This is a genomic window from Pseudomonas fortuita (assembly GCF_026898135.2).
GTDB lineage: Bacteria > Pseudomonadota > Gammaproteobacteria > Pseudomonadales > Pseudomonadaceae > Aquipseudomonas > Aquipseudomonas fortuita.
This window is the reverse complement of sequence record NZ_CP114035.2, coordinates 207,758-233,120: the sequence shown is the minus strand read 5'-3', so window position 1 is coordinate 233,120 and position 25,363 is coordinate 207,758. Positions and strand designations below refer to the sequence as shown.

The 25,363-nt window shown below is 63.5% G+C and carries 27 protein-coding genes; 6 read left to right on the top strand and 21 right to left on the bottom strand.

Annotated features, from left to right (window positions below; translation table 11 throughout):
- Positions 1-15 precede the first annotated feature (15 nt).
- Complete coding sequence (locus OZ911_RS01020; protein ID WP_023048235.1) at positions 16-498, top strand: TIGR02444 family protein; 483 nt, start codon at positions 16-18, stop codon at positions 496-498.
- Here OZ911_RS01020 and OZ911_RS01015 read toward each other — a convergent pair.
- Entirely contained in the window at positions 474-1,535 is a 1,062-nt protein-coding gene (locus OZ911_RS01015) for an AlgP family protein (RefSeq protein ID WP_070086489.1), read from the bottom strand. The genes OZ911_RS01020 and OZ911_RS01015 overlap by 25 nt on opposite strands.
- 179 nt (positions 1,536-1,714) lie before the next feature.
- On the opposite strand from OZ911_RS01015, the gene OZ911_RS01010 reads away from it, so the two are divergent.
- Positions 1,715-2,353 (top strand): FKBP-type peptidyl-prolyl cis-trans isomerase, encoded by a 639-nt coding sequence (locus OZ911_RS01010; protein WP_023047973.1) that lies wholly within the window; start codon positions 1,715-1,717, stop codon positions 2,351-2,353.
- Between the two features lie 9 nt (positions 2,354-2,362).
- Here OZ911_RS01010 and OZ911_RS01005 read toward each other — a convergent pair whose 3' ends face one another.
- The 7 genes from OZ911_RS01005 to OZ911_RS00975 all read right to left on the bottom strand — a co-directional run bounded on the left by OZ911_RS01005 (position 2,363) and on the right by OZ911_RS00975 (position 8,818).
- Positions 2,363-2,833 carry an Rsd/AlgQ family anti-sigma factor gene (locus OZ911_RS01005; protein WP_016484347.1) on the bottom strand — a complete coding sequence of 157 codons (471 nt, stop codon included), beginning with the start codon at positions 2,831-2,833 and terminating at the stop codon, positions 2,363-2,365.
- Between the two features lie 231 nt (positions 2,834-3,064).
- The gene (locus OZ911_RS01000) at positions 3,065-3,571 is read right to left on the bottom strand and encodes a disulfide bond formation protein B (RefSeq protein ID WP_016484346.1); all 507 of its coding nucleotides are present in this window, start codon (positions 3,569-3,571) and stop codon (positions 3,065-3,067) included.
- Positions 3,572-3,790: 219 nt separating this feature from the next.
- Positions 3,791-5,029 (bottom strand): heme biosynthesis protein HemY, encoded by a 1,239-nt coding sequence (locus OZ911_RS00995; RefSeq protein WP_016484345.1) that lies wholly within the window; start codon positions 5,027-5,029, stop codon positions 3,791-3,793.
- The gene (locus OZ911_RS00990) at positions 5,026-6,126 is read right to left on the bottom strand and encodes a uroporphyrinogen-III C-methyltransferase (RefSeq protein ID WP_023047974.1); all 1,101 of its coding nucleotides are present in this window, start codon (positions 6,124-6,126) and stop codon (positions 5,026-5,028) included. Before OZ911_RS00990 ends, OZ911_RS00995 begins: the two co-directional genes overlap by 4 nt.
- Positions 6,127-6,171: 45 nt before the next feature.
- Positions 6,172-6,939 (bottom strand): uroporphyrinogen-III synthase, encoded by a 768-nt coding sequence (locus tag OZ911_RS00985; protein ID WP_023047975.1) that lies wholly within the window; start codon positions 6,937-6,939, stop codon positions 6,172-6,174.
- Complete coding sequence (gene hemC / locus OZ911_RS00980) at positions 6,936-7,877, bottom strand: hydroxymethylbilane synthase (RefSeq protein ID WP_023047976.1); 942 nt, start codon at positions 7,875-7,877, stop codon at positions 6,936-6,938. The genes OZ911_RS00985 and hemC overlap by 4 nt, the downstream gene beginning before the upstream one ends.
- Before the next feature lie 197 nt (positions 7,878-8,074).
- Positions 8,075-8,818: a LytR/AlgR family response regulator transcription factor gene (locus OZ911_RS00975; protein ID WP_016484341.1), complete on the bottom strand. Its 744-nt coding sequence runs from the start codon at positions 8,816-8,818 to the stop codon at positions 8,075-8,077.
- Positions 8,819-9,114: 296 nt separating this feature from the next.
- Here OZ911_RS00975 and argH point away from each other — a divergent pair, with 296 nt between their 5' ends.
- Positions 9,115-10,509: an argininosuccinate lyase gene (argH, locus tag OZ911_RS00970; protein ID WP_016484340.1), complete on the top strand. Its 1,395-nt coding sequence runs from the start codon at positions 9,115-9,117 to the stop codon at positions 10,507-10,509.
- A 138-nt stretch (positions 10,510-10,647) separates the two neighbouring features.
- Here argH and OZ911_RS00965 read toward each other — a convergent pair whose 3' ends face one another.
- Positions 10,648-11,310 carry a glutathione S-transferase gene (locus OZ911_RS00965; protein ID WP_016484339.1) on the bottom strand — a complete coding sequence of 221 codons (663 nt, stop codon included), beginning with the start codon at positions 11,308-11,310 and terminating at the stop codon, positions 10,648-10,650.
- A gap of 148 nt (positions 11,311-11,458) precedes the next feature.
- Between OZ911_RS00965 and OZ911_RS00960 the strand changes: the two genes are divergently transcribed.
- Together OZ911_RS00960 and OZ911_RS00955 are read left to right on the top strand one after the other, a co-directional pair.
- Positions 11,459-11,761: a hypothetical protein gene (locus tag OZ911_RS00960; RefSeq protein ID WP_023047977.1), complete on the top strand. Its 303-nt coding sequence runs from the start codon at positions 11,459-11,461 to the stop codon at positions 11,759-11,761.
- 69 nt (positions 11,762-11,830) lie between these two features.
- Positions 11,831-12,076 (top strand): TIGR02647 family protein, encoded by a 246-nt coding sequence (locus OZ911_RS00955; RefSeq protein WP_016484337.1) that lies wholly within the window; start codon positions 11,831-11,833, stop codon positions 12,074-12,076.
- Positions 12,077-12,191: 115 nt separating this feature from the next.
- On the opposite strand, the gene OZ911_RS00950 is transcribed toward OZ911_RS00955, so the two are convergent.
- The 7 genes from OZ911_RS00950 to OZ911_RS00920 form a co-directional block, all read right to left on the bottom strand.
- On the bottom strand, positions 12,192-14,135 hold the full coding sequence (locus OZ911_RS00950) for an FTR1 family protein (RefSeq protein WP_016484336.1): 1,944 nt from the start codon (positions 14,133-14,135) through the stop codon (positions 12,192-12,194).
- A gap of 138 nt (positions 14,136-14,273) precedes the next feature.
- Entirely contained in the window at positions 14,274-15,692 is a 1,419-nt protein-coding gene (locus OZ911_RS00945) for an efflux transporter outer membrane subunit (protein WP_023047978.1), read from the bottom strand.
- On the bottom strand, positions 15,689-16,564 hold the full coding sequence (locus OZ911_RS00940; RefSeq protein ID WP_016484331.1) for an efflux RND transporter periplasmic adaptor subunit: 876 nt from the start codon (positions 16,562-16,564) through the stop codon (positions 15,689-15,691). Before OZ911_RS00940 ends, OZ911_RS00945 begins: the two co-directional genes overlap by 4 nt.
- Complete coding sequence (locus OZ911_RS00935; protein WP_003255905.1) at positions 16,561-16,773, bottom strand: DUF1656 domain-containing protein; 213 nt, start codon at positions 16,771-16,773, stop codon at positions 16,561-16,563. Before OZ911_RS00935 ends, OZ911_RS00940 begins: the two co-directional genes overlap by 4 nt.
- A complete protein-coding gene (locus tag OZ911_RS00930; protein WP_023047979.1) occupies positions 16,770-18,857 on the bottom strand; it encodes an FUSC family protein in 2,088 nt (695 codons plus the stop codon). Before OZ911_RS00930 ends, OZ911_RS00935 begins: the two co-directional genes overlap by 4 nt.
- A complete protein-coding gene (locus OZ911_RS00925) occupies positions 18,854-19,306 on the bottom strand; it encodes a MarR family winged helix-turn-helix transcriptional regulator (RefSeq protein WP_060518123.1) in 453 nt (150 codons plus the stop codon). Before OZ911_RS00925 ends, OZ911_RS00930 begins: the two co-directional genes overlap by 4 nt.
- A gap of 162 nt (positions 19,307-19,468) precedes the next feature.
- Positions 19,469-20,263, bottom strand: coding sequence for a tetratricopeptide repeat protein (locus OZ911_RS00920; RefSeq protein WP_023047948.1), 795 nt, complete (start codon positions 20,261-20,263; stop codon positions 19,469-19,471).
- 206 nt (positions 20,264-20,469) lie between these two features.
- Between OZ911_RS00920 and OZ911_RS00915 the strand changes: the two genes are divergently transcribed.
- A complete protein-coding gene (locus tag OZ911_RS00915; RefSeq protein ID WP_016484326.1) occupies positions 20,470-21,027 on the top strand; it encodes a WCX domain-containing protein in 558 nt (185 codons plus the stop codon).
- A gap of 103 nt (positions 21,028-21,130) precedes the next feature.
- Here OZ911_RS00915 and OZ911_RS00910 read toward each other — a convergent pair whose 3' ends face one another.
- The 5 genes from OZ911_RS00910 to OZ911_RS00890 form a co-directional block, all read right to left on the bottom strand.
- Positions 21,131-21,994 carry an ABC transporter permease gene (locus tag OZ911_RS00910; RefSeq protein WP_016484325.1) on the bottom strand — a complete coding sequence of 288 codons (864 nt, stop codon included), beginning with the start codon at positions 21,992-21,994 and terminating at the stop codon, positions 21,131-21,133.
- A 14-nt stretch (positions 21,995-22,008) separates the two neighbouring features.
- The gene (locus OZ911_RS00905; protein ID WP_023047949.1) at positions 22,009-22,872 is read right to left on the bottom strand and encodes an ABC transporter ATP-binding protein; all 864 of its coding nucleotides are present in this window, start codon (positions 22,870-22,872) and stop codon (positions 22,009-22,011) included.
- A gap of 6 nt (positions 22,873-22,878) precedes the next feature.
- Entirely contained in the window at positions 22,879-23,898 is a 1,020-nt protein-coding gene (locus OZ911_RS00900; RefSeq protein ID WP_016484323.1) for an ABC transporter substrate-binding protein, read from the bottom strand.
- 17 nt (positions 23,899-23,915) lie between these two features.
- Positions 23,916-24,815 (bottom strand): TauD/TfdA dioxygenase family protein, encoded by a 900-nt coding sequence (locus OZ911_RS00895; protein WP_016484322.1) that lies wholly within the window; start codon positions 24,813-24,815, stop codon positions 23,916-23,918.
- A 199-nt stretch (positions 24,816-25,014) separates the two neighbouring features.
- Positions 25,015-25,356 (bottom strand): hypothetical protein, encoded by a 342-nt coding sequence (locus OZ911_RS00890; RefSeq protein ID WP_016484321.1) that lies wholly within the window; start codon positions 25,354-25,356, stop codon positions 25,015-25,017.
- Positions 25,357-25,363: the final 7 nt, after the last annotated feature.

Below are 25,363 nucleotides of genomic sequence, written 5' to 3'. Positions count from 1 at the left end.
AGCGCGAGTGGAACCATGTACACCGACCTGTGGAATTACGCTTTGGCCCTGTATGCCAGGCCTGGCGTGGAAGCAGCCTGCCTTGAGCTGCAGGCGCAGGGTGGCGATGTTTGCCTGCTGCTATGCGCAACCTGGCTGCAAGCACGTGCTGTGGCTGTGCTGGAGGAGCGCGTGCAAGCACTGCACGAAATGGCCGAGCCGTGGCAGCGCGAAGTGGTCACTCCACTCCGCAGCCTGCGCCAGCAATGGCGAGCGGCAGCGTTGGGAGATACGCAGTTGGCGTCGTTGCGTGAACAGGTGAAGGGGCTGGAGTTGCAGGCAGAAAGAACTTTGCTGGAGCGCTTACAGGAATTCGCCCAAAAGTGGCCCGCAGGCTCCAGGGAGCCCACGGACGACTGGCTGGCCCGGCTGGCGCCGGCCCCTGTCCGACACCACGACGCGCTGGATCAGTTGCGCGTCGCGGCGACTGCGCTTCAGGACGCCGAAGAGGGTGCCTGAGCCGGGGTGCTGGCGGGTGCCGACGGCGCTGCCGACGAGGCCGGGTTGGCCGAGTTGGTTGCTGCAGCCGGGGTGCTGGCGGCTGGCGCAGCAGGTTTGGCGTCGGCTGGCTTGCTGGCAACAGGCTTGGCGGCAGCTGGCTTGGCGGCCGTGCGTGCTGGAGCCTTGGCAGCAGCTGGTTTAGCAGCGGATTTCGCGGCAGCAGCTTTGGCTGGCGCTGGCTTGGCGGCAGGTTTGACAGCGGCAGCAGGCTTGGCGGCAGCAGTGGCTTTGGCCGCTGGCTTGGCTGCAGCAGTAGCCTTGGCAGCTGGCTTGGCCGCAGGTTTGGCTGCAGCAGTAGCCTTGGCAGCCGGCTTGGCGGCAGGTTTAGCTGCAGCAGTAGCCTTGGCAGCCGGCTTGGCGGCAGGTTTGGCAGCAGCAGTAGCCTTGGCAGCCGGCTTGGCGGCAGGTTTGGCAGCAGCAGTGGCCTTGGCAGCTGGCTTGGCGGCAGGTTTGGCAGCAGCAGCGGACCTGGCAGCTGGCTTAGCGGCAGGTTTGGCAGCAGCAGTGGACCTGGCAGCTGGCTTAGCGGCAGGTTTGGCAGCAGCAGTGGACCTTGCAGCTGGCTTGGCAGCAGCAGGCTTGGTGGTTTTGGCGGCACGCAGGTCAAGGGCCTTGGCGGCTGCTTCGCGAACTTTGCCTACACCTTGGGCCAGCTTGAGGCTGTCCTGAGCGTCGCGCTTGAGTTGCTGGATATAAGTACGGGTCTGGGTTTGGCGTTCCTTGAGGGAATCGAGTAGCTCTTCAAGTTCGCCAACGGCTTTTTGCGCTTTGGTCTGCGCCTTGGCTTTACCCGCCTTGGCGGCATCCTGCAGTTTCAGGCGACCGGTGTGCAGTTTTTCCTGGGCCTTGCCACGCTGCTTTTCCAATTTGGCCAGCAGTTTTTCCGCATCAGCCAGCGCTTGCGAGCAGGCATCTTCCAAGTGTTCGAGCAGGCTGCCCGAAAGTTGCTGGAGCAGGTGTAACGGCGTACTTACTGGCTTCTTTTTGGCCGACATGGTTTACCTCCTGGCTGACGAGATTGCGGCTCATACTATGCTTCTGCTGCTACCGCCGCTAGGGCATGTTGACAGTAATATTTACGCCGCGTTGCATGCCTGGGCAAAGTTGTTATCTTGCAGCTGCGTGAAAGTGTAGTTGCTGAATTAATCATTGCTGATATTTGGGAGTCAGGGCATTGCCTCGATATCTTGTATTAGGTTTATGCCTGCTGGTGCCAGTTGCAATGGCCGACAGCAACGACCATGACCTTGCCTACAGCCTGGGGGCCAGCCTGGGTGAGCGCCTGCGCCAGGATATGCCTGGCCTGCAACTGGACGCACTGGTCGAAGGCCTGAAGCAGTCCTATCAGGGGCAACCCTTGAAGCTCGACAAGGCACGTATGCAAGCGGTGCTGCAGCAGCACGAAGCGAGGGAAGGTGACGCCGCCACGCAGAAGTTGCAGGCAGCCGAAACGCGCTTCATGGCCAACGAGCGTGGCCGTTATGGGGTACGCGAACTACCGGAAGGTGTGCTCTACAGCGAGCTGCAGCCAGGCACTGGCGCCCAGCCCAAAGCGGGCGGCAAAGTGCAGGTACGTTATGTGGGCAGGCTGCCGGATGGCTCTGTGTTCGACCAGAACCAGGCGCCCCAGTGGTTCAGCCTGGACTCGGTGATCGAAGGGTGGCAGGTGGCCTTGCCAAGGATGCACGCCGGAGCCAAATGGCGCCTGGTAATTCCGTCGGCGCAGGCCTATGGCGCGCAAGGCGCGGGTGACCTTATCGCACCGTATACACCCCTGGTGTTCGAGATCGAATTGCTGGCGGTTGGCGACTGACGTCAACTCTCACGCCTGGACTGCTCCCTCTTCCTTGTGTGCGTTGTGCAGCACCTCGATCAGGCAGTCTTCAAGTTCGAAGCGCTCGTGCAACAGCCCGCCCAACTTGCCCAGCTTTTCGGCGAAGCGTTCGGTGTCCTTGCACTCACCCTTGGTGCATTGGTCATTGAAGGCCAGTGCGACCTGGGTACTGTCGTTGATCCGTGGGTTGAGTTCTTCAGCCAGCTTCAGCGCTTTCTCGTCTCCGAAAGCCTTGGCCTCGCTGACCAGCTGCTCGCAAACTTCGAAGTGCCACGCCGAAACGTAGTCGACCAGAAGTGCGCAAAAGTCTCCGTTGGTGTCCTTGTCGGCAAAGGCTGGCTTCAAATCGCGCAAGCCGCGGAAAGCCTGCACCAGTTGCCGGCGCTCCTCCAGCCAACGGTCGATCAGCTTGTGAACCCCACCCCAGCGTTCCTGGGCGTTCTGACAACTATCGAGCATGGCGATCTCTTCCCTTCTGGGTAGATGCCGCTGCACCCCGCACCACAACCGTGCGGCACAAAGGTGACATCAGCAGGACGGCATCGAGCAGTTGTATTTTCGGTATGCGTGCTGGGAGATTATTCCCACGCGTGCTGCCCATCAAGGTACGCAGCAGACAAAGTTCATACAAGTGTTTAATCCCCTGTTACATCACCATTGGTCGCGGTAATGACGTGGCCTTGCTTCAGGTCATGCTCGTGCCAGGGTGCGGAAACGATACGCCAGCAGGTAACTCAGGGGCAGCACCGCCAGAAGCAGGAAGGCCAACAGGCTCCACTCCGGTAACGTCAGGTCGAGAAAGCTCCAGGTCAGCGAGCTGCAATCAGGCCCACCCAGCAGCAATTGCCGTGCTGCCTCAGCCCAGGATTGCTCGAACACCCGCCCGATCGGCACCGGGCAAACATGAATGACACCCTCAGCGCCCTGCACCCAGACATGCCGTGCTGCCAGCAAAGCGCCCGCCAGCGAGCAGCCCAGTACCCCCTGCGCATAACGAACGGTACCCTGCGTGCCCGGTGCCTGCAGCACGGCTGCGAGGCACAGCAGCGCGTACACACCAAGCAACAAACGCTGGCTGAAGCACAATGGGCACGGCACCAGCCCCACTGTGGTTTCCAGGCGCAAAGACGCAACCAGCACCGCCAGTGCGACCAGGCAGGCAGGAAGGAAAAAGGTGCGCAAACGGGCCGGCAGCATGGACGTTGAAGATCCGCAAGAAGTGGTGACTTGAAACGGTAGAGGAAAGACACGCTTTGTTTCAAGGCACGACAACAACGACAAGTCCCTGAATCGCGTAGGAAATTTCCAGCGATGCAGTAGGAAGCACCTGAAGAAAGGGACTGCTGATAGCGCTGGCCGCAAGAGATAAATTACCCGCCCCCACAGCCCGCACCTTGGCGCGGGCTGTGGGGTGGGTCAGGCGCGTACGCCTTCTGGCAAAGGCAGCGCCAGCAGGCGTTCGTCCAGCAGGCCAAGGCCCTCCTGGAACAGCTGGTTGCTGCGCTCGGTCTCGCCAAGACCCGCGAGCAGGCGGGCCAGTTCGGCGCAAGCCTCGGGGTTGCGCTCCATGCGCAGGCTGCTTTCCAGGTAGTCTCGCGCCTTGCCCCACAGGCGGTTCTGCAGGCTCAGCCGGCCCAGGGTCAGCAGCAGGCTGGCATCTTGCGGGTGCTCTTTGAGCCAACCTTCAGCAGTTTGCAGCTGGCGCGCCGGGTCATCCCCGCGCACCAGGCCGTACAGCCGGGCCAGGTGGCTTTCGTATTCACGCTTGAGGGCGGTGCGCAGCACTTGCTCGGCCTCGCCTTGGGCACCCACCTGGCGCAATTGCTCGGCGTAAGCCAGCACCAGTTGCGGCTCCTGGCGCTGGGCCGTGGTCAGCTGCTGCCAAGCGCGTTCCAAGGCCTGACGTGCAGTTTGCGCGTCCTCGCCACGGGTGGTGGCCAGGCTTAGGTTCTGGCCCCAGGCACGTTGCTCCAGGGCGGCCAGCTCGGCGGCCGGCAGCACCTTGCCCTTGCGCAGATCTGGCAGCAGGCGGATCAGTGCCGACCAGTCACCACGCTCCAGGTGCAGGCGCTGCAGCAGGCGCAGCACCTGGGTGTTGTGCGGGTGGCGCTCCTGCATGGCCAACAGGGTTTCCAGGGCGCCATCATTTTCACCACGGTCCATCTGCAACTGCGCATGGGTCAGGGCAATGGCCAGTTCTGCTTGCGGCTGACGCTCCAGGGCGCGCTCCAGCAGGTTGTCGCTGTCTTCGGTGCGGCCTTGCTCGTTGGCAGCGCGTGCGGCGCCGAGGTAGTACAGCAACGGTTGGCGCTCGGCCTCGGCGGCGCGTTGCAAGTGGCGTTGAGCACTGGCCCAGCGGCCCTCGGCAAGGTCAAGCTGGCCCTGTTCGATGGCCAGGCGAATACGCCGGCTGCGGTTACGCCGCGACCACGGGTTGACCACGCCGCTGGAGGTTAGCACCAGGCCGACCAGATAACGCAACAACCACAACAATGCGACCACGGCCAGCAGGCCGGCCAGGGCCGCCCACAGCCCCGATTGATAGCGGAAGCTTCCATAGGAAAGCAGTACGTAGCCGCTGTGTTTGGCGACCGCGATACCCAGCGCCGCGGCAATCACGATGGCCAGCACGGCCAGCAGGTAGACACGCTTCATGGCTTGCCCCCTTCAGCCTCGGCCGGCAGGTGACGGCGCTGAATGTAGGCCTGCACGGCCGCCAGGCTTTCGCTGAGGTCGGGGGTAACCACCGACACCGGCTGATCGGCCAAGGCATTGAGGCTGTCGAGCATGGCCTTGCTTTGCGGGTTGTCGGCGTTGAAGTTGGCCAGCAAGACGCTGCGAGCGTCGTCCAGCGCCTGGGTGTATACCTTGGCGTCACCATTGAGGGCCGCCCACTGGGCCTGCTCGATGGTCAGGCTCAGGGCCAGGCGCAGCTGATTCAGCTGCTGCCCAGCCAGCAACGGCCGCACGCTTTCGTCAGCGTTGAAGTCGATCTGGAAGTACTTGGAGATTTCTGCCCACCACTGCGACAGCCGGCTGGCACCATCGCCGTCAGCGGTCAGGGCGCCCAGGGCATCGGCATTGCTGTCGAACTCGGGCGATTGCGCGCTCAGCTGCTGTACCTGCTCACGTTGAGCAGCCAGTTTCAGGAACAGGCCGGTACGGTCCGGTTGCTGGGTGCTGCTGAGCGTGGCCAAGCTGCGCGCCAGTTGCTCGCGGGCCGCGAAAGCACCCGGGTCACTCTGCTCGCGCAGGATCTCGTCGGCGCCTTCGACCAGTGCCTTGGCGCTGGTGATGTCCTGCAAGGCCGACAGGCGCAGGGTCGCCAGGCGTAGCAGGTGCTCGGCTTCCGCCAGGCGCCACTCCTTGCGGCTCTCTCCCAGCACGGTTTCCAGGCGCTGGCTGAGGCGCTGCTGGTCACCCTGCAGCTGCGCCACCAGGCGCCGACGGTCTTCCAGCTCGCTGGCAGCCGGCAGGCTGGCCAGTTGCGCGCTGATCTGCTGTTCGCGCTGCTGCAGGGCTTCGGCGCGCTGGTTCAGCGCCTCGATGTGCTGGCCCTGATTGAACTCGCTGCCTTGCAGTTGACGCACCTGCCAGACACCCCAGCCACCTACCGCCACCCCGGCCGCACCCAGCAGCAAGGCCAGCGCTGCCAGGCCACTGCCGGAGCGCTTGGCAGGTGGGGCGGTGACGGGTTCCGCCGGCGCCTGTGCCGACGGCTGATCGTTATTGGACAAGACAGTCTCGCTCACGTATCCATCCTTTGCATGGGGGCGCATCGCGTTCAGCTTAGCGCCTTAAGAAGCAGGTGCAGCGCTGCGCTGCACGGCTGCCAGCAAGGCCGTGGCACTGGCGCCACGGCAATCCACAACCTGTTGGGCCCCGGCGGCCCTGGCCTGTTCGGCTACCCGCGGGCTGGGCACGAACAACGGCAGGCGTGCCAGCTGCGGCCAATCGGCGCCGGCCAGCTGCTGCAAATGTTCAAAACCCTGCCCACTGCTGACCACCAGGCCATTGAGGCGTTCCGCTTCGATGCGGCGCTTCAGGGTGCCTGCGGGGTAAACCGGCAGGCAGCGACGATACAGTTCCAGATATTCGACACTAGCACCTTGCTCGGCAAGACGCTCTGCCAGCAGTTCGCGACCTCCGACGCCACGAACGACCAAGACACGCGCTGTGGGCACGGCAACTGCCTGAAGCAGGGCCGGTAGTGCCAGCAAGGCTTCGCTATCATCGCCACGCGACGGAGTGCTCACCGCCAGCCCGGCCCCTTGCAGCACCGCAGCGGTTGCCTCACCCACGGTGAACCAGCCTTGCCGAGGCGGCTGCGTGCCGGCTTTGGCCAGATGCTCAAGCAGCAACCGGGCAGCCGGCTTGCTGACCACGATGATCGCCTGAAAGCCATGCAGGCCCTCCAGAAGCAGTCGTTGCCGGGGCTCTGCGGTGACGGGCTCTATCGCCAGCAGCGGCAGGCAGCTGCTGCCCACCCCCGCTGCCGCCAGGCTTTGCGCCAGTGCCGCACAATCCTCGGCAGGCCGGGTCAGCAACAGGCGCCATTGGCTCACGGGTGGCCGGCCTCGCCGTAGACTTCCTTGAGGATGGCCTCGGCACCTTGGTCCAGCAGGTCTTCGGCCACCTGTACACCCAGGGTCTCGGCAGCAGCACGGGGGGCACGGGCATCGGCCACCAGCAGGGTACCGCCGCTAGGCTGGCCGACCAGGCCTCGCAGCCACAGCTGGTTACCTTCGAGTAACGCGTAGCAGGCGATCGGCACTTGGCAGCCGCCATTCAGGCGTTTGTTCAGGGCGCGTTCGGCCACCACCCGGTCGGCGGTGTCGGCATGGTGCAGCGGCGCCAGCAGTGCATGGATCTCGACGTCCGCGCTGCGGCACTCGATGCCTACCGCGCCCTGGCCCCCAGCTGGCAGGCTGTCGTCAACGCTGATGGTGGCGGTGATGCGGTCTTCGAAGCCCAGGCGGATCAGGCCGGCGGCGGCGAGGATGATGGCGTCGTACTCGCCGGCGTCCAGCTTGGCCAGGCGAGTGTTGACGTTGCCACGCAGAAAGCGGATTTGCAGGTCCGGGCGGCGCGCCAGCAACTGGGCCTGGCGGCGCAGGCTGGAGGTACCGACGATGCTGCCGGCAGGCAGCGCTTCAAGGCTGTCAAAGGTATTGGAAACGAACGCATCACGCGGGTCTTCGCGCTCGCAGATGCAGTACAGGCCCAGGCCTTCGGGAAAGTCCATGGGCACGTCTTTCATCGAATGCACGGCGATGTCGGCTTCGTTGTCCAGCAGGGCGGTTTCCAGTTCCTTGACGAACAGGCCCTTGCCGCCAATTTTTGCCAGCGGCGCGTCGAGCAGCTTGTCACCACGACTGACCATGGGCACCAGGGTCACCAGCAGACCGGGGTGGGCCTGCTCGAGGCGGGCTTTGACGTATTCGGCCTGCCATAGGGCCAAGGCACTTTTACGGGTGGCAATGCGGATTTCGCGAGTGGACATGGAACGCCCCGATCCAGAGAAATGCCGCCGATGATAACAGCATCTCCTTTATCGCTTGCAGATGTGGATCAGTTGAGGGCCTCTTCGCGGCTAAAGCCGCTCCCACAGGGTGAAGTGCCGCTCTCCAGGCCTACTCAACCTGTGGGAGCGGCTTTACCCGCGAACAAGGGCGCAGCCCTTGCCATACGGGCACCGTATCAGAGGGTCTGCATCATCTTGCGCACGCCGGCTACATGCCGGCGGCTGACGGTCAGGGCATCGCCGTCCAGGCCTTTCAGGTACAGTTGAAAGTGCCCCAGCGGGGTGCGCTGCAGGCGTTCGATACGCTCGCGGGCGACCAGCGCATTACGGTGGATGCGCACGAAGCGCTCGCCAAATTCGTCTTCCAGGGCTTTGAGCGGCTCGTCGAGCAGCACTTCCCCGGTTTCATGACGCAAGGTCACGTACTTGTGATCGGCAATGAAGTAGATCACTTGCGGCAAAGGGATCAACTCGATGCCTTTGCGGGTGCGGGCACTGATGTGGCTACGTGGGCCGCCGCCTTCATTGGCCGGCCGGGTAAGCGCCGCCAGCTGGGCGCGGTTGGGTTTTTCGGCCTTGCGCAAGGCATCGCGCAACGCCTGGGCCTGGAACGGCTTGTTCACATGGCTGAGGGTACTGTCCTTGAATGCCTCGGCACCGTATTCATCATCCCCGGTGCAAAACACCACCGCCGGCGGCGCCTCGCGTTCGCACAGGCGAGCAGCTACCTGCAGGCCATCCAGGCCTGGCAGACCGATGTCCAGCAGGACCACATCGGGCTTGAGGCTTTCGATCAGCGCTAGGGCCTCCTCGCCGTTGGTGGCGCTAGGCTCCAGCACGGTGTAACCCTCCAGTTCGCCGAGCAGCCGGCTGAGGCGTTCACGGCCTTGGGGTTCGTCATCAACGATCAGGACATTCATAATTGCGCTGGATTCCTGAATGAGTCTCGCACAGGTATAGCGTAGACAGGTGTGGTTCGAGCGACACTGCGGTCACGCTCTAGACCGGTGCGATGGCCAAAGATTCACTCGGACGGCAGATTCACCGCCAGTCCTTTGTCCAACTGTAGACGGTCCGTGGAACACTGCCGTTCATTCCTTAAAATCCTTCTCTGCCATTTTCCGGGCATTTCTGTCGACCGGCGCCCTGCGGCAGCCAGCCCAACCCTGCTATTATCGGCGCCACTTTTTCGTTCACGCCTGCAATGAGTGAATCCATGAGCACCGACAAGACCAATCAGTCCTGGGGCGGCCGCTTCAGTGAGCCCGTCGACGCCTTCGTCGCCCGTTTCACCGCCTCGGTCGATTTCGACAAGCGCCTGTACCGCCACGACATCATGGGTTCGATCGCCCATGCCACCATGCTGGCGCAGGTCGGCGTGCTCAGCGATGCCGAGCGCGACACCATCATTGATGGCCTGAAGACCATCCAGGGCGAAATCGAAGCCGGCAAGTTCGACTGGCGCGTAGACCTCGAAGACGTGCACATGAACATCGAAGCACGCCTGACCGACCGCATCGGCATCACCGGCAAGAAGCTGCACACCGGCCGCAGCCGCAACGACCAGGTGGCCACCGATATCCGCCTGTGGCTGCGCGACGAAATCGACCTGATCCTGGCCGAAATCACCCGCCTGCAGCAGGGCCTGCTGGAGCAGGCCGAGCGTGAAGCCGAAACCATCATGCCCGGTTTCACCCACCTGCAGACGGCCCAGCCGGTCACCTTCGGCCACCACCTGCTGGCCTGGTTCGAAATGCTCAGCCGCGACTACGAGCGCCTGGTCGACTGCCGCAAGCGCACCAACCGCATGCCCCTGGGCAGCGCCGCGCTGGCGGGCACCACCTACCCGATCGACCGCGAGCTCACCTGCAAGCTGCTGGGCTTCGAAGCCGTGGCCGGCAACTCGCTGGACGGCGTGTCGGACCGTGATTTCGCCATCGAATTCTGCGCCGCTGCCAGCGTGGCAATGATGCACCTGTCGCGCTTCTCGGAAGAGCTGGTGCTGTGGACCAGCGCGCAGTTCCAGTTCATCGACCTGCCGGACCGCTTCTGCACCGGCAGCTCGATCATGCCGCAGAAAAAGAACCCGGACGTACCAGAGCTGGTACGTGGCAAGAGCGGCCGCGTGTTCGGCGCGCTGACCGGCCTGCTAACCCTGATGAAAGGCCAGCCGCTGGCCTACAACAAGGACAACCAGGAAGACAAGGAGCCGCTGTTCGACGCTGCCGACACCCTGCGCGACTCGCTGCGTGCGTTTGCCGACATGATCCCGGCGATCAAGCCCAAGCATGCCATCATGCGTGAAGCGGCCCTGCGCGGGTTCTCCACCGCCACCGACCTGGCCGACTACCTGGTACGCCGTGGCCTGCCGTTCCGTGACTGCCACGAAATCGTTGGCCATGCGGTGAAGTACGGTGTGGACACCGGCAAGGACCTGGCCGAGATGAGCCTGGATGAACTGCGCCAGTTCAGCGACCAGATCGAGCAGGACGTGTTTGCCGTGCTGACCCTGGAAGGCTCGGTGAATGCCCGTGACCACATTGGTGGTACGGCACCGGCGCAGGTACGTGCTGCCGTTGTTCGTGGCAAGGCGCTGCTGGCTTCCCGTTAAGCCAGCCTCGCTGCCCTGCTTTTTGCAGGAGCAGCCTTGTGCTGCGAAGAGGCCGGTGCAAACACCCTGGATAGAGGGTGTCTGCACCGGCCTCTTCGCAGCACAAGGCTGCACCTACAAGTTCAGCGCTAGCTCCGGTTAGCGTTTACCGCTTCGAATCATCTCCATGAAGGCCGGCATCGACGCTTCCTTGTCCGCCACGATCCGCGCCATGTGCGGGTTCTCGCCCATCAGCTGCAGCAACGCCTTGGCCTGCGGGAAGTCCGCCAAAAAGTCGATGTTCAGCACTTTCTTGCCCACCGCATAAGCCAGGTCGACCGAGAAGCAGAACATCAGGTCTGCCAGCGTCAGCTGCTCACCCGCCACATAGGGTGCAAAGCGCCCGTTGCGTTTGAGGGTGGCAAAGCCGGCCAGCAAATCGGCACGCGCCTTCTCTTTGACCAATGGCTCAACCGACATGCCAAAGAACGACTCGGCATAGCAAGTACGCGCCGGCAGCTCGATGTACAGCTCGATTTCCTTGAGCAGTTCGCGCACCTTGGCCTGCCCGAACGGGTCGGCCGGCAGCAGTGCCTTGCCGCCCTGAGTCTGTTCGATGTAGTCGAGGATTACACTGGTTTCGCTGAGGAAGCCGTGCTCGGTCTGCAGCACCGGCACCTTGCCCCGTGGGCTCACTTCCAGCGCCTGTGGCGCCTGGCCGCCATAGAAGGTGACTTCTTCGAAGGGCAGGCCTTTTTCCAGCAGGGCCAGCTTGACCATGTTGTAGTAGTTGCTGACCGAGAATCCATGAAGCTTGAGCATGAGGTAACAGCCTCCAGGCCGTAAGGGGTTGGCTGGGCTTTTATAGACCGTACGCCTGTTCCTGACCAGCGTCATGCGCCTCGTCAATGCCCGGGCATTGCCGGTACAGGCGTGGCACACTGTGCATCCCACCACAGGAGTACCGCCAATGAGCGAGCCCACCGACATCGACAATGACGACGACGAAGCCTTCGCCGAGGCAACGCTGACCCAGGCCATCGAGAACCAGATCGAAAGCGGCGAGCCGCCGGCAGCCAAGGCCACTTTCAACAAGCTGACCCTGGTTGGCTGGGAACGTGAAGACATTCTCAACCTGATGGCCCATGTGCTGGCCTTCGAAATTGACAACATGCTGGTGGAAGACCGCGCGTTCAACGGCGAGTGGTACGAGAACGCCCTGCGGTCGCTGCCGGAGCTACCCCCTGAGATGGATCAAGGCGAGGACGAATAACCCGACTACACTCGAAGGTCAGGCACCGCAAGCGGTGCCGCCATCCTTGTCTGGAAGTCAGGAGTCGCCATGTCCTTTACCCCCGATCTGATCGCTGAACTGGAAGTACTCGCGCTGTTCAAACACGACAGCAGCCAGGAAGGCATCAAGATAAACAGCAACGCCGCCCCTGCCCTGGTCGCCGCTGCGCAACGCCTGCATGAAAAGGGGCTGACCGATCAACCCGATGGCGGCTACCTGACCAGCCTGGGTCACGACGCCGTTGACAGTGTCCAGCTGCTGCAGAACATCCTCAAGGCGCCACAACCGGCCTGAACCGAGATCACAAGGGGCTGCCATGCAGCCCATCGCCGGCAAGCCAGCTCCCACAGGTATTGCACATGGCTTGAAACGGATGCGGTCGGGGTGCGGGCCGCAGCGCGCCCCCCGGTCAGTTGGCAGTAGCCCTGCGCTTTTCCACCAGCCACGAGCGCCCATACAGGAACACGATGGCCAGCAAGGCCACCGCCTGTGCCGACAGCGAGTAGGCATCAGCGTGAATGCCCAGCCAATCGAACTCGAAGAACGCCACCGGCCGTGTGCCCAGCACCCCGGCTTCTTGCAGCGCCTTCACGCCATGCCCGGCAAACACCACTGACAGCGCGCACAGCAGCGCGGCGTTGATGCTGAAGAACAGCGTCAGCGGCAGCTTGGCAGAACCGCGCAAGATCACCCAGGCCAGGCCCACCAGCAGCACCAGCGCCGTGGCGCCACCCGCCAGCACCGCCTGGTGCCCGGCAGGGCCGGCCTGTAACCACAGGGTTTCGTAGAACAGGATCACTTCGAACAGTTCGCGGTACACCGAGAAAAACGCCAGCATGGCAAAGCCAAAGCGCCCGCCGCCGCTGACCAGGCTGCTTTTGATGTAGTCCTTCCAGGCGGCAGCGTGGCGGCGGTCATGCATCCATACACCGAGCCATAGCACCATCACCGCAGCGAACAGCGCCGTGCAGCCCTCCAGCAGCTCGCGCTGGGCGCCGCCCACATCGATCACATAGGCCGCCAGCGCCCAGGTTGCGAAACCGGCAACCAGCGCCAGCCCCCACCCGATGTTGACGCTGCGGACCGCCGACTGCTGCCCGGTGTTACGCAGGAAGGCGAGGATCGCCGCCAGCACCAGAATCGCCTCCAGGCCTTCGCGCAGCAGGATCAGCAAACCGGAGATATAACTCAGCGACCAGCTCAGGCCATCGCTGCCCAACAGCTTCGCGGCCTGGCCGAGCTTGCTCTTGGCTTCGGCCAGACGCTGCTCGGCCTGGGCAACGGGTAGCCCGTCCTGCAGCGATTGGCGGTAAGCCATCAGGGATTTTTCGGTGTCCTTACGCGCTTGGGTGTCGATGTTGTCCAGCGAGCTTTCCACCAGCTCGAAACCTTCCAGGTAGGCCGCTACCGACAGGTCATAGGCTTGGTCGTGGTCACCTGCGCGGTAGGCCGCCAGGCTTTTGTCCAGCGTGCTGGCGGTGTATTCAAGCAGTTGCGCCGGGCCACGCTTGACTTGCGGCGGCTGGGCACGCTGGGCACGGAACGCCTCCACGACCGCGCTGCCTTCGTTAGCGGCGACTTCGGCCGGAGTCTGCCGGGCCAGGTCGGCAAGGTTCCAGGTCTTGTCGCCCTTGCCCGCTTCCGGCTTGGCGGTGAAGCTGGCGATGTACGCGGCCACGTCCCAGCGCTGGCGGTCGTCCAGCTGGTCGGCAAACGACGGCATTTCGGTGCCGTCGATGCCCAGGGCCAGCGTATTGTAGAGGTCGAACAGGCTCAACTGGTCCAGACGCGCGACATCGCGCAGGTTGGCGGGAGCTGGCTCCAGGCCCACGCCAGCGGGGCCGTCGCCTGCGCCTGCGTCGCCGTGGCAGATCGAGCAGTTTTGCGCATACAGCGCAGCGCCGCGGGCCGGATCCGGGGTAATCACCGGGGCTTGGCTGACCTCGTAGGCCACTGCCAGCCGCGCGCCCAGCTGGCGGGCCTGCCTGGCGACAGCGGTGCCCTCCTGACGCTGATCAATGGCCTGGCGTAACGTCTGGACGCCCTGCTCCAGGGCGGCTTGCTCGGTATTTGCGGGCAGGGCTTTGACCAGGTCGGCCAATACCGCGCTGAATTCCTGTTGCTCGCGGTATTCGCCCTCGTCGATCACCTTGCCGCCTTGTACGGTCGGCGGGTAGTCGGCGCCGATGTAGTCCAGCAGGTGCAGGGCTTTGCCGGCCTCGGCGGGGGACTCGGCCAGCGCCAGGGTGCTGCACAGCGCCAGCACCGGGCCGAGCAATAAAGCCGGTAACCAGGCAAGCAGACGTGAAGGGGTTTTCATGGCCAGTCTCGAAGGGAATGCGAAAGAGAACATTGTTCACTCCGACTTGCCTTCGCTCAAGGGTCCTGGGCGGATTTCATGAAAAATCTTGCTACAAATCAGATCACAAGTATTCCGCCGCCCTCAGAACCTGCGCTGATCCGTGGGGCAGGCTTGCCGGCGATGGAGGCCTCAAGGCTTGGCGGTGTCCTTCCAGCCACCACCCAGCGCCAGGAACACCCCAATCTGCCCCATGGCTACCTGACTATTGGCCGCTGCCAACTGCGCACGCATGTCGGTATAGGTGCGCGTGGCCTGCAAATCCGCCAGGAACGACTCACGCCCTGCCTGGTAGTACCGGTGGGTCTGGTCTGCGGCTTCCTTGGCCGATTTTTCTGCCTCGGCCAAGGCATCACGCCGGTCCAGCAGGGCGCTGTACTGGGCCAGCCGGGTCTGGGTTTCGCGAATGGCATTCAGCACCACGCCATCGAAGTTCGCCAACGCCGCCTGGGTAGAGGCTTCGGCCATGCGAATACGCGCACGGGTGCCGTTGGTGGGGATGGTCCAACTGATCTGCGGGCCGAAGCCCCAGCGGTTGGTAGACGGCTCGCCGAGGTTCTCCAGAATGCCGATAGTGCCAACCTGGGCACCAATGCTGATGTCCGGGTACAGCGCCCCGGTGGCCACGCCGATGTAGGCAGTGGCAGCAGCCAACTGCCGTTCGGCCTGACGCACGTCCGGGCGGCGCTTGAGCAGGGCCGCGCCATCGCCCACCGGCACCAGCTGATTCAGGTGCGGCAGCTCGGCACAGTCGACGGTGCCGGCAGGCAGCTGGTCTACTGGCTTGGCCAACAACGCAGCCAGGGTGTACATACCCGTCTCGCGCTCGGCCTTGAAGCGTGGCAGTTCGGCGCGCAAGGATTTGAACTGGGTCTGCGAGCGGGTGACCTGGGTTTCATCACCGCGGCCGGCATCGCGCAGGCGCTGGTTGAGCGTCACGCTCTGTTCCTGCAGGTCCAGCGACTCGCGCGCGATGTGGAGTTCCTCGTTGGCCGAGCACACCTGGGTGTAGGCCTTGACCACATCCGCCACCAAGGTGATACGGGCAGTATCGGCAGCGGCCTGGACCGCGTCGGCATTGGCCTTTGCGGCCTCGGTGCCGCGCTTGAAGGTGCCCCACAGGTCGAACTGGTACGAGGCACTGATGATGGCCTCGCCAATGTTGGCCACCGGTACCTTCTCGGGCTGCAGGAAGGCTTCGCCCGACTCCTGCAACCGCTGGGCGCCAAGCTTGACGCCACCGTTGAAGCCCCCTTGCGACTCGGCCACCTCAACCTGGGCGCGGGCCTTGGCGATGTTGGCAGCCGCCACGCGCAGTTCGGTGTTGGCACTCAGGGCCTGACGTACCAGCTCGTTCAGGCGCTGGTCCTGATAAAGCTGCCACCAGTCCTCGGGCACCGGTGCCGATACAACGCTGTCGGCATCCTGGCGTAGCGGGCCGCTCAGGTCGCTGCGTTGCACCGCCGCGTCCTTGGGCAACTCATAGTCGGGCCCTACCATCATGCAGGCCCCCAGCGACAGGCACAGGCCGGCCAGGATCAGCGGCTTCATGGGCGCTCGCCCTCGATGATCGACACCGTGGCGGTGCGCCCGGCAATCATGCGGAAGTCTTGCGGCACTTCATCGAAGGCGATGCGCACCGGAATACGCTGGGCCAGACGCACCCAGCTGAACGCCGGGTTGACATTGGGCAGCAGGTTGGCGCCGCTGCTGCGGTCACGGTCTTCGATGCCGGCGGCAAAGCTCTGCACATGGCCGCGCAGGCGGGTGTTGTCGCCCATCACGCGAATGTCCACCGCATCGCCAATGTGAATGCCACCAAGCTTGGTTTCCTCGAAATAACCATCGACATGGTACGAGGCGCTGTCGACCACCGACAGCACCGGGCGGCCGGCGGTAACGAATTCGTGGTTACGCGGGGCGCGGTCGTTGAGGTAGCCGTCCACAGGGCTGCGCACCACCGAACGGTCGAGGTTGAGCTGGGCAGTATCGACCGCCACCTGCGCCTCGCTGACGGCTGAACGCGCGCGAGCCTCGCGCGACTGGCTTTCTTCCAGTTGCTCGGCGGCCACCAGGTTACCCAGCTTGCGGTTGCGCTGCGCTTCACGCGAAGCCTGGGCCAGGGTTTCCTGGCGCTCGCCCAGCGTCGCTTTAGCCTGGCGCAAGGCCAGGGTGAAGCGGTCCTGGTCGATGGTGAATAGCACGTCGCCGCGTTTGACGGTCTGGTTGTCGCGCACCTCGACTTTCTGGATCAACCCCGACACATCAGGGGCGATCTGGATCACGTCGGCGCGGATGTGGCCATCGCGAGTCCAGGGGGCAAACATGTAGTACACCACCATCTGCCACACGAGCACGGCGGCGAAGGTCACTACCAGCAAGGTCAGGACCACACGGCCCAAGGTCAGCAAAGGTTTTTTCATGGCAGCATCAGGTTTCGGCAAAAGTGGTCCACCGCGCCAAGCAGCACGGCATACAGAGCAACGTTGAACAACGCCCGGTGCCAGACCAGGCGGTAGAAATGCAGGCGCACCAGCACCGCATGCACCCCCAGGAACAACAGGTAGGTGCCAAACATCATCACCAGCAGCGTGGGCAGAAATACCCCGCTGATATCCAGTTCACCAATCACAGGGGCGCTCCGTCGAGCCCAGGGGGCAGTTGCGGTTGTTCGGCGGGTTCGAGCATCACCTCCACACCCGGCAACAGCGCCAGCCGCAGGCCGCTCAGGGCATGCAGCAGGTGGGTGCGGGCATCGCCGCGCTCGTACAGCTCGTCCAGGTTCAGCGCCAGGCGTGCACGCTCCATGTTGCGCAGCAGCGCGGCCGGAGCATGCAGGCGTTCACCGGCACGCAGGCAAGCGGCGTAGTGCGCGCCAACTTCCTCGACCACCGTGTTCAGGCGCTCGCGCGCCTGCTGGCCGGCGCGCGGCATATAGGCCAGCAGGTCGAGCAGGTTCAGCCCCACACGCAGGTCACGCAGTGCCACGCCGCTGTCCTGGCCGGTTTGCGACAGCCGCGGCAGGTGCTGCATCAGGCGGTCGAGCATCTGCACGCCAACCTGACGGTGTTCGGCCAGGGTCGCCGGCTCGGTCATTTCAACGATGTCGCGCCAGGCGAAGCGGGTCATGCGTTTGGCCGCCAGCTCCACGCCGAAGGGGCGCATCACCAAGGTCCAGATAAAGGCGAACAGAAGGCCTGCAGGGCCGGCAAGGTTGGAGTTGAGGAAGGTGAAGAAGTCAGCGTCGTAGGCGCCCTGGATGCTGATGAAGGTCGAGGTGTTGACGATGGTCAGCAAGGTGCCCAGGTAGAAGCGCGGCTGTACGGTCAGGGTGCCTATGCAGATGAACGGCACGGCAAAGGCCAGCACCAGCATCGGGAAATCGTGCAGGTTGGGCAGCACCAGGAACAGGTACAGGCTGGAGAAGATGACCGACATCAGCGTCCAGAAGAAGAACCGGTAAATCTGTGGCGCAGGGTCGTCCATGGCGGCGAAGAAGCTGCACGATACTGCAGCGAGGATCACAGCGCTGGCGCCGTCGTTCCAGCCCAGGCCGATCCACAGGCCGCAGGCAACCACGATCGCCAGTACGGTGGAGGCCACCGAGTACAGCATCAGGCCGCGGTCGAAGAACGCCGTCAGCCGGCCCAGCCGCCAGTGGCGGTACACCGCGCGCCAAGGCTTGGCATCGTCTGTACGCAAGGCGTGCTGCAGGGTGCAGCAGTCCTGCCATAAGTCGGCCCATTCGGTCAGGCGGTACAGGGCGTTGGACAACAGCAGCTCGGCGCGCTGATCGAGGGCGGCGGCACCGGGCTGCAGGCGGTCGATCTGCTCATGCAGCGCGGTCCAGCGCGTTACCGAAGCGCTGTCAGCAGTGCCTTTTAGCCATTCGCGCGCGGCTTCAAGCACGGGTTGAAGTTGGGCGAACTGGGCCGGGGCACGGCCCTTCAAGGCCACGAGTGCGTCGTCGAGCGCATCAATGACCGGCAGCAGGTGAATCATCCGCCCACGCAGTTCGCGGGCATTCTTCAGGGTATGTGGGCCGGCGCCTTCGTGGCCTAGCTGGCCGATCATCAGCTCCAGCGAATTGAAGGTGGCGACCATCGACCCGCGCATGCCACCCACCTTGTCGGCACTCGCTTCGCGGGCCAGGTAGATGTCGCTGTAGCGGATTGCCTCGTTGAACCAGTTCCCGGTGGCACCCACCACCACAGGGGCCAGCCGGCGCGGCCAGAAAATGGCGCCAACCACGGCCGCACAGACGATTCCCAGGCAAATTTCCTGAGCGCGGGAAGAGGCTACGTCGAATACAGCCAGCGGGTTGTCGACTACTGCCAGGGCGATCATCGGCAACGTGTAGCCGGCCAGCATCAGCACGTAGTTGTTGGCCGTGCGCAGGTTCAGCGACAGGAACAGCAAGGTGCCGGTCCACAGGGCGATGGCGATGCTCAACAGCAACGGCGATTGCACCAGCGGCGGCACCAGGAAAATCGCCCCGCCGGCACCCAGTAACGTGCCCACTGCGCGGTACAGCGCTTTAGAGCTGGTCGGGCCGACGAACGGGCTGGAGACAATGTACACCGTGGCCATGGCCCAGTAGGGGCGCGGCAGTTGCATGAGCAAGGCGATGTACAAGGCAATCATGGAAGCGGCGAAGGTGCGCGCGCCGTAGAACCAGTCGCGGGCCGGGGGTACCGAACTGAAGAAGCCGTTCATGCCACCCCGCCCGTACTGCCCAGGCCGGCAGCTTCGAAGGCGCGCAGCACGCGCAAGGTGGCGTCCAGGTCGGCCTGGTCGATACCGTTGAGCACATCGCGGCGCAGGCGCACCAGTTCAGCTTCGATGGCTTCGGCCAGGGCACGGCCTTCGGCGGTCAGGCTCAGGGCCTTGGCGCGGCGGTCGAGTGGGTCCTCGCTGCGGCACACCAGGCCGGCCTTGCACAGTTGGTCGAGCAGGCGCACCAGCGATGGGCTTTCCAGGCCGGCGGCCTGGGCCACCGCCACCTGGTGCACACCGTCGCCCAGGCGCACGATCATCAGCAGCGGCGCAGCGCAGGCCTCGGAAATACCGTAACCGGTCAGGGCGGTATGGCAGATACGCCGCCAATGACGGGCGGCTACCACCAAGCCACTGCTGACTTGCAGGCGCAGGAGATCAAGGGACATGAAGGGAACCAAGGATATTCATAGTTTGCTAACTATCAATATACGCCTTGCCCTCCCCCTGTCGTCAACAGCGGGCGATGAGGGGTAAGGATGAATTGTTGTTCATGATGGGCTTTGTGTCTGCCTGTGCTGGCCCTATCGCCGGCACAAGCAGCAGAAATTTCAGGGCTGGATCTGGTCTTCCAGCTTCATGGTCAGTGCCAATGTGCTGCCCATCTGCACCGCCCGGTCCCGCCATTCCTGGTACCGCGCCGCATCACGGCTGCTGAAGTGCACCGCCAGCTCCTCTGCTGCCTGCACCACCCCCGCCGCAGCCGCCAGCTCCAGCCAATAGAGAGCGGCCTTGAGGTCGGCCTCTACGTACAGCCCGTGCATCAACCTGTAACCCACCTCGAAGCGGCAACGCGCCTCGCCCCGCTCGGCCCCGCGCATGAACCACTGGTAGGCCTGTACCAGGTCGACCTGCCAATCAAGGTCGCCATCGCACACCTCCTCCTCATACAGGTCACCCAGTGCTGCGGCGGCATGCAGCATGCCCCGTTCGAAGGCCTGTCGGTAACACTCCGCCGCCTGCACGTAGGAAGGGTCGATACCTTTGCCAAAGTAATGCTGCTGCCCAAGGTTGAACCAGGCCGCAGCATTGCCCTGCAGGGCTGCCATGCGCAGAAGGTGGCCGGCCAGCACGGTATCAGCACGCCAGTACTTGCCGTTGAGCCAGATCCAGCCGAGGTCGTTCAGCGCCGCCACGCTGCCTAGCAACGCCTGGCGACGCAAGTCGGCATATACGGCCTGCAGGTCGCTGGCCTCATCCAGGCGGTTGACCAGCATCGAGCGCTGGCTGGGCAACCCCACACCGGCAAACAGCCGCTGTCGCCTCCCGACCGGGGCCGGTGGCGCAATGACCCGCTCGGGCAGAAGGCGGGCAAGCAGCGAATGGATATTGCTGGCAGCAGACATGTTCATCCTCATTGAACGACGCACAACCCAACCTTCGGCTGTGATGAGGCGTGATTCTGCGTGACGTCACGTCAAAACCTGTCGCGAACGATTCGGTACATGGCAACCAAATGCGAGTTCCTTGATCTGAGCAGGCTGTGGCCAATTGCCATACAACACGCGTGCCGCCATCCTATTGCGGCAAGCCTAGACAAGGACGTTACATTTTGCCGTTCGCCACCACTCGCGCCACTCTCAGCCGTCAGTGGGCACTGCTGCGCCAGCTGCCCAGCCGCTCCCCAGGTATTACCAGCGCCGAGCTTGTCTGGGGGCTGCGCGATGTGGGCTTCACGGTCAGCAAACGCACTGTAGAGCGCGACCTCAATGAGCTGTCGCTGATCTTTCCGCTGGAACGCAATGACAAGAGCATCCCGTTTGGCTGGCACTGGTCAGCGAGTGCGGTGGGTGAGTTGCGCGGTAACTTCGACTTGCTGACGCACCTGCGGGGGGATGCGTTGCAACCGGCGAAGGGTGAGGGCGTGGAGCTGGTGGCGCGAATCAGCGATGCACTGGCGCGGCAGTTGCGCGATGCGCCGTTGAGCAGCGACATGCAGCTGACGGCGCTGGAGCATGGGCATCGGTTGCGGGCCACGGTGAGTGACGGTTGGCCATTGCGCTGGTGGCTGCTGAGCCATGGGGATGGGTTGGTGGTGGAGCAGCCTTCAGTATTGAGGGAAGAAATTGGCAAGATCCTGAGCAATGCGGCAGCTCAGTACCTGACTTGATAGCTGTACTGGCCCTATCGCCGGCAAGCCAGCTCCCACAGGTACTCCACAAGCCTCACGACCCGTGGAGTACCTGGCTTGCCGGCGACAGGGCCAGTGCAGGTCAGCGCTGCATGCCCCAACGCCGCACGGTCAGCCGCTCCAGGGTGTTGAACACCAACCCTTCCACCAGCAAACCGATCAGGATCACCACCGCCAACCCGGCAAATACCTTGTCGGTATACAGCTCGTTACGGTTCTGGAAGATGTACCAGCCCAGCCCGCCTTTACCGCTGCTGGCCCCAAACACCAGCTCGGCGGCAATCAGGGTGCGCCAGGCAAAAGCCCAGCCGATCTTCAGCCCCGACAGGATTGATGGCAATGCCGCCGGCACGAGGATGTGTAGCACCAGTCGCAGCCCTTTCAGGCCATAGTTGCGACCAGCCATGCGCAGTGTTTCCGAGACACCAAGAAAGCCCGCGTAGGTATTCAGCGCCAAGGCCCACAGCACCGAATGCACCAGCACGAAGATCAGGCTGTTGTCGCCCAGCCCGAACCACAGCAAAGCCAGCGGCAGCAGGGCAATGGCTGGTAGCGGGTTGAACATCGAGGTCAACGTGCCCAGCAGGTCCCGGCCCAGCTGGGTCGAAACTGCCAGGCTGGTCAGGCCGAAGGCCAGGACGATGCCCAGCACGTAGCCCTTGAGCAGGATCACCAGCGACACGCCAACCTTGGCCGGCAGTTCACCACTGATCATGCCGTCCCACAGCGCTGCGGCAGTTTGTACAAAGCCAGGCAATAGCAGGTCGTTGTCCTGATAGCGGGCGACGGCCTCCCACAGCACAGCGATCACCAGCAGGATAACTGCCTTGCGCAGCCAGCCTTGCTGCCACAGGCGCTGGGCCAACGGCAGTTGTCGTTCCAGAGGCACACTGAGCAGGGGCTGCAGCTGCACCTCGTATTCCTGGCGTACAGGTGTAGTGGTCATGGCTGAAGCTCCTGTTAGTAGGCAATGCGAATAGCGTTGAAGCCAATGTCGTTGGGCTTTTCCGGGGTATCTGCCTCATCAAACAGCAAGCGGTGGATACGCCGGGCACTGGCCTGGAAGTCGCTGCCACCCAGGCTCGTCAGGTCGTACTGATGGCTGTGCACTTCAGCCCGCACCCGCCCCGGGTGTGGCGAAAGCAGCAGGATACGGTTGCCGACCACCAGCGCCTCCTCGATGGAGTGGGTCACGAACAGCAGGGTAAACCGCACTTCCTCCCACAGCAGCAACAGCTCTTCCTGCATCTTGCGCCGGGTCAGCGCATCAAGGGCGGCGAACGGCTCATCCATCAACAGGATCTTTGGCTGCGTGGCCAAGGCCCGGGCAATCGCCACGCGTGCCTTCATGCCGCCCGACAAGGTATGCGGATAGGCATCGGCGAAGGCGGCCAGGCCAACCTTCTCCAGGTAATGCAGCGCCCGCTCCTCGGCATCGGCGCGCTTGAGCTGGCCCGACACCAGCAGTGGGAACATCACGTTCTGCTTCACCGTTTTCCACGGCGGCAGTTGGTCAAACTCCTGGAACACCACGATGCGGTCGGGCCCGGGGCCACGGACCGCTTCGCCCTGCAGCAGAATCTGCCCTTCCTGCGGCTGGATGAAACCGGCTACGGCTTTGAGCAAGGTGGACTTGCCGCAACCGGAGGGGCCCAGCAGCACAAAGCGGTCGGCACGGTCGACTTCGAAGCTGACCTGGTGGGTGGCCCGCACCACGCGTTGTGCGGTGCGGTATTCGAGGCTGAGGTTATCCACCTTGAGCAAAGGCGGCGTTGCGACACGGCTCAGGTTGCTGGCCGTGTGGCCTGGCAATGGGGCGGTCATGGTCGATCAGCTCCCCTGCAGCGGGCGTTCATCCTGGAAGAAGTAATCCTTCCACGATTCCGGCTTGTGCTTGATGGCGCCGACCCGATAGAGAAAATCGGCCAGCTTGTAGGTGTTCTTTGGCGTGACGGTGAATTCGTACTGCGGGTTGTCGATCAGTTTGATCAGCGCGTCGCGGTCGATCTTGGCCTTGGTCACACGGATGTAGGTGTCGGCGGCAGCGGCCTTGTCTTTCTGGGCGAAGTCTGCGGCTTCGGCCAGGGCGTCGACGAAGGCCTTGTAGGTTTTGGGGTTGTCCTTGCGGAATTTCTCGGTGGCAAACAGCAAGGTCGGCGAGTTGGGGCCGAGCAGGTCATAGCTGTTGAGCACCACGTGCACGTCTTTGTTGGCCAGCACCTGGTCCTGGAACGGTGGGTTGGAGAAATGCCCGTTCAGCTCGGTGCCGCCCGCCAGCAACGCGGCGGTAGCATCCGGGTGCGGTACGGCGAGGGTGTATTTGTCGAGGCGGTTGTATTCCTTGTCGCCCCACTGCTGGGCCGCGGCGTACTGCAGGAAGCGCGACTGCACCGAAACACCCACCGCTGGCACAGCGATGCGGTCTTTGTCGGAAATGTCAGCGATAGTCTTCACGTTGGGATTGCTGCTGACCAGGTAGTACGGGAAGTTGCCCAGCGAGGCCACCGCCTTCACGTTCTGCCGACCCTTGGTGCGGTCCCACACAGTAAGCAGGGGGCCGACACCCGCACCGGCGATGTCCACCGAGCCGGACAACAGTGCGTCGTTGATGGCCGAGCCCCCCGACAGCTGAGCCCAGTCGACCTCGATATCGATGCCCTGCTCCTTGCCGTGCTTTTCGATCAGGTGCTGGTCACGCACCACGTTCAGCAGCAGGTAGACGATGCCGAACTGTTCGGCAATACGGATCTTGCCTTCGGCCTGGGCCGCTGCGGGGGCGGCCAGGGTGCCGACGACCAGGCTCGCGCCCAGGCCGATGCTTGCCGCCAGGCGGCTGATGGATTTGCGCATTAAGATGTCCTCAGTCGTCAGAACGGGGCGTCGCCCTGGATGGTGGTGCGGTACAGCTTGCGTCGCAGGTGTGCGGGGCAGCCGGTGGCCAGGTGGATCAGCGAGCGGTTGTCCCAGAACACCAGGTCGTGGGGCTGCCATTGGTGGCGGTAGGTGTTCTGCTCCAGCACGCTCAGGGCGTATAGCTGTTGCAGCACGTCGCGGCTTTCGTCGTCTGGCAGGCCAATGATGCGGGTGGTGAACCCTTCACTGACGAACAGTGCCTTGCGGCCGTTTTCCGGGTGGGTGCGCACCACGGGGTGAATGACTTCCTGTACCTGCGCCAACTGTTCGGCGGTCAGGGTCGGGCGCCAGTTGCCTTCGAATTTGGTCTCGCCGTACCGGGCGGTGTAGGAGTGAGCAGCACTGCGCCCCTCGACTATCTTGCGCAGGGCGCCGGGTACGGCGTCCCAGGCTTTGTGCATGTCGGCGAACAACGTGTCGCCGCCTTCGCTGGGCAGTTCCTGGGCATGCAGCATGGAACCGAGGCTGGGCAACGCCTTGTATGACAGGTCGGAGTGCCAGAACTTGCCGGCATCACCCAGGCCGATGTTCTGGCCGTTTTCGATGATGTTGGAAACGATCAGGATCTCGGGATGACCTGTGAGCAGGAACTGCTTGAGCACATGAATTTGCAGCTCGCCAAAGCGGCGGCTGAAGGCTATCTGCTGTTCCGGGCTGATGCGCTGGTCGCGAAACACCAGCACATGGTGGTCGAGGTGGGCGCGATGGATACGGCCGAAATCCTCGGCGTTGACCGGTTTGGCCAGGTCCAGGCCGATGATCTCGGCGCCTACGGCACCGGAGAACGGGCGGATTTCGAAAACTTGCGGCTGGGCGCTGTCGATGGTCGACAAGGCGTTCGAGGCGGCTGACATTTATCACTCCCACGCAGTGCGCGACTTCAAGAGCGCGCAACGATCAGAAACGCACGGGGATTTCCCGTGTGGGTTCAAGTCGTGCGGCGCATCGATTGGTCGACGGGTACGCAGTGGATGTGACTATAAAGTCATAAGTGCGATATTTTAAATACCTTTAAAGAATAACCATATCACGGTCGCCGGGGCTGCCCAGCTGTCAGATCAGCCCGCCCTGCTCTTCTTCGTCGATCAGGTTGTTAAGGCTGCTGAGCGCCTTGCGCGCGGTGGAGCGGTTGAGCAGCTTGGCCTGGGCGCCGGCGGGCAAGTCGGTGATCTTGAACACGCCCTTGGCGGTCAGCACGTCGATGAGGTCCTCGAGCACGCGGATCATGTCCAGGTCGCTTTGCTTGAGCTGGTTGAGGCTGTTTTCCACGACGTCATCGGCAAACCATTCCTGGATATCGGCATGGTCGGCGGGGAGCATTTCGGTGAACTGGTCAAAAGCGGCTGCTTCTACCCGCAGCAACTGGCCGGTGGCGTCGCGTTGCACGTAGAACATGGCGGTG

Bases quoted from the DNA above. Each gene is read 5' to 3' on its own strand.
- OZ911_RS00895 (WP_016484322.1), bottom strand. From the start codon at position 24,815: ATGTCAGCCGCCTCGAACGCCTTGTCGACCATCGACAGCGCCCAGCCG.
- OZ911_RS01020 (WP_023048235.1), top strand. From the start codon at position 16: ATGTACACCGACCTGTGGAATTACGCTTTGGCCCTGTATGCCAGGCCT.
- OZ911_RS00890 (WP_016484321.1), bottom strand. From the start codon at position 25,356: ATGTTCTACGTGCAACGCGACGCCACCGGCCAGTTGCTGCGGGTAGAA.
- OZ911_RS00960 (WP_023047977.1), top strand. From the start codon at position 11,459: ATGAGCGAGCCCACCGACATCGACAATGACGACGACGAAGCCTTCGCC.
- OZ911_RS00975 (WP_016484341.1), bottom strand. From the start codon at position 8,818: ATGAATGTCCTGATCGTTGATGACGAACCCCAAGGCCGTGAACGCCTC.
- OZ911_RS00905 (WP_023047949.1), bottom strand. From the start codon at position 22,872: ATGACCGCCCCATTGCCAGGCCACACGGCCAGCAACCTGAGCCGTGTC.
- OZ911_RS00930 (WP_023047979.1), bottom strand. From the start codon at position 18,857: ATGAACGGCTTCTTCAGTTCGGTACCCCCGGCCCGCGACTGGTTCTAC.
- OZ911_RS00995 (WP_016484345.1), bottom strand. From the start codon at position 5,029: ATGAAGCGTGTCTACCTGCTGGCCGTGCTGGCCATCGTGATTGCCGCG.
- OZ911_RS00940 (WP_016484331.1), bottom strand. From the start codon at position 16,564: ATGAAAAAACCTTTGCTGACCTTGGGCCGTGTGGTCCTGACCTTGCTG.
- OZ911_RS01005 (WP_016484347.1), bottom strand. From the start codon at position 2,833: ATGCTCGATAGTTGTCAGAACGCCCAGGAACGCTGGGGTGGGGTTCAC.
- OZ911_RS00950 (WP_016484336.1), bottom strand. From the start codon at position 14,135: ATGTTCTCTTTCGCATTCCCTTCGAGACTGGCCATGAAAACCCCTTCA.
- OZ911_RS01000 (WP_016484346.1), bottom strand. From the start codon at position 3,571: ATGCTGCCGGCCCGTTTGCGCACCTTTTTCCTTCCTGCCTGCCTGGTC.
- OZ911_RS00920 (WP_023047948.1), bottom strand. From the start codon at position 20,263: ATGTCTGCTGCCAGCAATATCCATTCGCTGCTTGCCCGCCTTCTGCCC.
- OZ911_RS00900 (WP_016484323.1), bottom strand. From the start codon at position 23,898: ATGCGCAAATCCATCAGCCGCCTGGCGGCAAGCATCGGCCTGGGCGCG.
- OZ911_RS00945 (WP_023047978.1), bottom strand. From the start codon at position 15,692: ATGAAGCCGCTGATCCTGGCCGGCCTGTGCCTGTCGCTGGGGGCCTGC.
- OZ911_RS01015 (WP_070086489.1), bottom strand. From the start codon at position 1,535: ATGTCGGCCAAAAAGAAGCCAGTAAGTACGCCGTTACACCTGCTCCAG.
- OZ911_RS00955 (WP_016484337.1), top strand. From the start codon at position 11,831: ATGTCCTTTACCCCCGATCTGATCGCTGAACTGGAAGTACTCGCGCTG.
- argH (WP_016484340.1), top strand. From the start codon at position 9,115: ATGAGCACCGACAAGACCAATCAGTCCTGGGGCGGCCGCTTCAGTGAG.
- OZ911_RS00925 (WP_060518123.1), bottom strand. From the start codon at position 19,306: ATGTCCCTTGATCTCCTGCGCCTGCAAGTCAGCAGTGGCTTGGTGGTA.
- hemC (WP_023047976.1), bottom strand. From the start codon at position 7,877: ATGTCCACTCGCGAAATCCGCATTGCCACCCGTAAAAGTGCCTTGGCC.
- OZ911_RS00910 (WP_016484325.1), bottom strand. From the start codon at position 21,994: ATGACCACTACACCTGTACGCCAGGAATACGAGGTGCAGCTGCAGCCC.
- OZ911_RS00965 (WP_016484339.1), bottom strand. From the start codon at position 11,310: ATGCTCAAGCTTCATGGATTCTCGGTCAGCAACTACTACAACATGGTC.